Source organism: uncultured Ferrimonas sp. (assembly GCF_947489035.1).
GTDB lineage: Bacteria > Pseudomonadota > Gammaproteobacteria > Enterobacterales > Shewanellaceae > Ferrimonas.
In genome coordinates this window covers 1-223 of record NZ_CANLCI010000098.1, presented here as the reverse complement: position 1 = coordinate 223, position 223 = coordinate 1, and the positions used below count along the sequence as shown (strand labels likewise).

The following is a 223-nucleotide window of genomic DNA, read 5'->3' as shown; positions in this document are numbered from 1 at the left end:
TGTGGAGGGGTTCCCGAGTGGCCAAAGGGACCAGATTGTAAATCTGATGGCACTGCCTTCGATGGTTCGAATCCGTCTCCCTCCACCACTATTTTAACGTTTTGCCCTAGCGAGACGTACAACCGAGCAACACCCCGTGGAGGGGTTCCCGAGTGGCCAAAGGGACCAGATTGTAAATCTGATGGCACTGCCTTCGATGGTTCGAATCCGTCTCCCTCCACCA

At 54.7% G+C, this 223-nt stretch carries 2 tRNA genes; both read left to right on the top strand.

The features are described from left to right. The first annotated feature begins 3 nt into the window (after window positions 1-3). Window positions 4-88 (top strand) — tRNA-Tyr (locus Q0796_RS18260). 50 nt (window positions 89-138) lie between these two features. Beyond that, a tRNA-Tyr gene (locus Q0796_RS18255) sits at window positions 139-223 on the top strand.